This is a genomic window from Streptomyces aurantiacus (genome assembly GCF_001418335.1).
GTDB lineage: Bacteria > Actinomycetota > Actinomycetes > Streptomycetales > Streptomycetaceae > Streptomyces > Streptomyces aurantiacus.
The window spans coordinates 1-3,654 of record NZ_LIPP01000506.1 but is presented as its reverse complement, the minus strand read 5'-3'; the positions used below and the strand labels follow the sequence as shown (position 1 = coordinate 3,654).

3 protein-coding genes are annotated in these 3,654 nt (G+C 72.4%); 2 read left to right on the top strand and 1 reads right to left on the bottom strand.

Translation table 11 applies throughout. The features are described 5' to 3' along the window. Positions 1-100: 100 nt before the first annotated feature. Together AOK01_RS39590 and AOK01_RS39585 are read left to right on the top strand one after the other, a co-directional pair. Positions 101-2,137, top strand: a complete 2,037-nt coding sequence (locus tag AOK01_RS39590; protein ID WP_055520422.1) for a CocE/NonD family hydrolase — start codon at positions 101-103, stop codon at positions 2,135-2,137. Beyond that, positions 2,104-2,802: a TetR/AcrR family transcriptional regulator gene (locus AOK01_RS39585; RefSeq protein WP_055520420.1), complete on the top strand. Its 699-nt coding sequence runs from the start codon at positions 2,104-2,106 to the stop codon at positions 2,800-2,802. The genes AOK01_RS39590 and AOK01_RS39585 overlap by 34 nt, the downstream gene beginning before the upstream one ends. A gap of 1 nt (position 2,803) precedes the next feature. On the opposite strand, the gene AOK01_RS39580 is transcribed toward AOK01_RS39585, so the two are convergent. Continuing rightward, a partial coding sequence (locus tag AOK01_RS39580; protein ID WP_055520423.1) for an SGNH/GDSL hydrolase family protein occupies positions 2,804-3,654 on the bottom strand: 851 nt, incomplete at its 5' end.

Genomic DNA, 3,654 nt, shown 5'->3' with positions numbered 1-3,654 from the left:
CTGGGGGCGGCAGCCCCCAGAGGCGAGGGGAGTGGGAGGGGGGGGGGGGGGCGAAACACGCAACAGCAACCCCCACCCCAGCAACAAGGAGCAAGCCAAGTTGAAATACCGTGAGCACTTCGACCGGCAGGTCACGCGTGAGGACGTCTGGATCCCCACCCGCGACGGCCGCACCCACCTGCACGCCCGCATCTGGCGCCCCACGGACGCCGAAACCGCCCCGGTCCCCGCCCTCCTCGAATACCTCCCCTACCGCAAGACCGACTGGACAGCCCCCCGAGACGCCCAACGCCACCCCTGGTACGCCGGCCACGGCTACGCCTCCGTCCGCGTCGACATCCGAGGCCACGGCGACAGCGAGGGCACCCCCGGCGACGAGTACGACGCGCAGGAACTCGCGGACGGCGTCGACGTCGTCAACTGGCTCGCGCGGCAGCCCTGGTGCACCGGCAAGGTCGGCATGTTCGGCATCTCCTGGGGCGGCTTCAACTCCCTCCAGATCGCCGCCCTCGCCCCCGAACCGCTCAAGGCGATCGTCACGGTCTGTTCGACGGACGACCGCTACGACAACGACGTGCACTACATGGGCGGCGCCGTCCTCGGCGTCGACATGCTCGCCTGGGCCGGCACCATGCTCGCGTTCGCCTCCCGCCCGCCTGACCCGACCAGCGTGGGCGGGGACCGATGGCTGCCGATGTGGCGCGAGCGCCTCGAAGCCCTCGACCCCTTCCTGCACACCTGGCTGGCACACCAGCAACGCGACGACTACTGGCGGCACGGCAGCGTCTGCGAGGACTACACGGCGATCGACGCGGCGGTCCTCGCCGTCGGCGGCTGGAACGACCCCTACCGCGACGCCGTCCTGCGGCTCGTGGAACACCTGCCCGACGACCGCGTACGGGGACTCATCGGCCCCTGGTCGCACCAGTACCCGGACCGCGGTCTGCCGCCCGGCCCGGCGATCGGCTTCCTCCAGGAGACCCTGCGCTGGTGGGACCAGCACCTCAAGGACGAGGACACCGGCATCATGCGCGAGCCCAAGCTGCGCGCGTGGCTCACCGACTCCGTCCCGCCCGCCACCTCGTACCACGTGCTGCCGGGCCGCTGGGTCGGGGAGACCGACTGGCCGTCGCCCGCCGTCAGTTGGGACGAGCGGCCCCTGGGGAACGGCGGCGCCCCCGTCCTCGTACGGTCGCCGCAGCACACCGGTCTCGACGCCGGGCGGTTCTTCCCGTTCGGCAACGCGAGCGATCTGCCGCCCGACCAGCGAGAGGAGGACGGCCGCTCGGTCTGCTTCGACTCGGAACCGCTGGACGAGCGCGTGGAGATCCTGGGCCGGCCGCGCGTGCGGCTGAGCCTCGACAGCGCGACACCCCGCGCCCATGTCATCGCCCGGATCTGCGACGTCGCCCCCGACGGCTCGTCCACGCTCGTCACGCGCGGCGTCCTCAACCTGCTCAGCAGGCACGGGCGCGACCGGGCCGTCGAGTGGACCCCGGGTACGTACGAGACGGTGGAGTTCGACCTCAACGGCGTCGGGTACGCCTTCCCGCCGGGACACCGCGTCAGGGTCGCCGTCTCCGACACGTACTGGCCCTGGGTGTGGCCGCACGGTGAGCGCGGCGGGCTGACCGTGCTCCCCGCCGAGAGCGCCGTACTCCTCCCCGTCCGGGACCCGGCCTCCGACGAGGGCAGGGCGCCCATCCGCTTCGAGGAGCCCGAGCAGGCCCCGCCGCTGCCCGTCGAGCAGGAGCGGGCCGCCGATCCCGCGCCGCCGGAACGACCGGAACGACCGGAACGACTGGTCACGCACGATGTCGCCGCGGGCGAGTGGACGCTGGAGGTCGACCCCCACTACGGCGGATCACGGGTCTACCCCGACGGACTGCGTTACGAGGAGAGCGCCCGGGAGACGTACCGGATCCGCGCCGACGATCCCCTGTCCGCGCGGGCGGTCTCCGAGTGGACGATCCGGCTGCGGCGCGGCGCCGACTGGGACGCCGAGATCATCACGCGTACGGAACTGCGGGCCACCGCCACGGAGTTCATCATGGACAGTCGGATGGAAGCACGGGCGGACGGAGAGACAGTGATCGAGCGCGCATGGCACCGCACCACCCCGAGGACGTCCGCGTGAAGGCCGCGAAGCCGCCTCGGCGTGCCGTCGCCGCCGCCGACCGCACGCGCCAGCCCACCGAGGTCCGCCGCCGGCTCATCGTGGAGGCGGCCGTCCCGCTCATCGCCGAGCGCGGGTACGCGTCCGTGGGCGTCCGGGACGTCGCCGCGGCGGCCGGCGTGTCGGTCGGCACGGTCACCTACCACTTCGGCAGCGTCCAGGAGATCCTCTCCGAGGCGATGGTGCTGAACATCGAGCGCTACTACGCGGCACTGAAGGAGGCCGCCGAGGAGGCGCACGGCGGCGCCGAGGCCCTGCGGCTGCTGATCGACGCGCTGTTCACCCAGGACACCGACCGGCACTGGCGGATGTGGTTCGACTACTGGAGCGCAGGCGACCGCGACCAGGACCCCGACCAGGCCTTCGCCGGCGGCCAGGCCGAACGGTACGAGAACTGGCACAGCCAGATCCGCTCCCTGGTCGAACGGGGCGTCGCCGACGGCGAGTTCGTCTGCGCCGACCCCGCCGGGTTCACCGTCCGCTTCGCCGCACTCTCCGACGGCCTGGCCCTCCAACGGCTGCGGCAGGCACCCGAGCTGAGCACGGAGGACGCACGCCGGCACATGTACCGGCTGGTCGAGACGGAACTGGGGACCGGCAGACAACCAGGGACGAGCGGGCGCTGAGTCAGTCCGCCGTCGCGGTCACGGCCCCGCTGATCGCCCGACTGATCACCCGGGTGATGCGCAGGATGCCGGGGGAGCGGACGGGGCAGGGCCTGGGTGTCGACGTGGTGGGCGCCAGGCAGAAGTGCAGGTAGTCGTCATCGCGGTGCAGTGCCGTGCGGCCACTGGCCGGCTGCGTGCAGTACGGCCCGTGCTCGCGTTCGTACGCGGTGCACGGCAGGTACTGGGTCCAGGTGTAGCGGTCCGCGGCCGGGCTCACCGCCTTCCCGGCGTCCGCGAGCAGATCGCCGCCGGCCCGCGCCTGCCGCTCGTAGACCGCGTTGACACGCCGGACCCGGTCGGGGGTGATCGGGTCCGGTCCCTGGAGCACCCAGACGATCCGCACCCCGTTCGCGGCCGCCGTGATCTGCTCGGTCAGCCGCCTGGCGTCGGCGGTGTAGCGCGCGAAGTACCTGTCCCGCGCCTTGTCGTACGTGATGCCGTCCATGCAGGGCGTGTAGCCCCACGCGTTGCCCCAGAACTGGAGCACCACGAAGTCCGGCCGCAGCCGGCGCACCAGGGCGGCCGCCTTGTCCTTCGGCGGGACGAGGGAGTCCTCGCCGGTGCCCTCCAGGTAGTCGCACAGGGTGGTGCCGGAGTACGGGGCGCCGGTGTACCGCGCCTTCGTCTCGTCCCGCAGGAGTTCGCCGAGGACCTTCTGGTTCTCCATGGCGAGGGAGTCACCGAGGTAGAGGACAGTGGGGCCGGGTCGCTCGGTGGCCGCGGGTGTGGCGGCCGGGCGCTGGTGCGTGGCCGGCCCGGTCGAGGGAGACGAAGGGGATGAGGGGGACGAGGGGGACGAGAGGGGAGAGA

What these genes read in the sequence shown, in the direction of transcription:
- AOK01_RS39585 (WP_055520420.1), top strand. Translation starts at nt 2,104, where the DNA reads ATGGCACCGCACCACCCCGAGGACGTCCGCGTGAAGGCCGCGAAGCCG.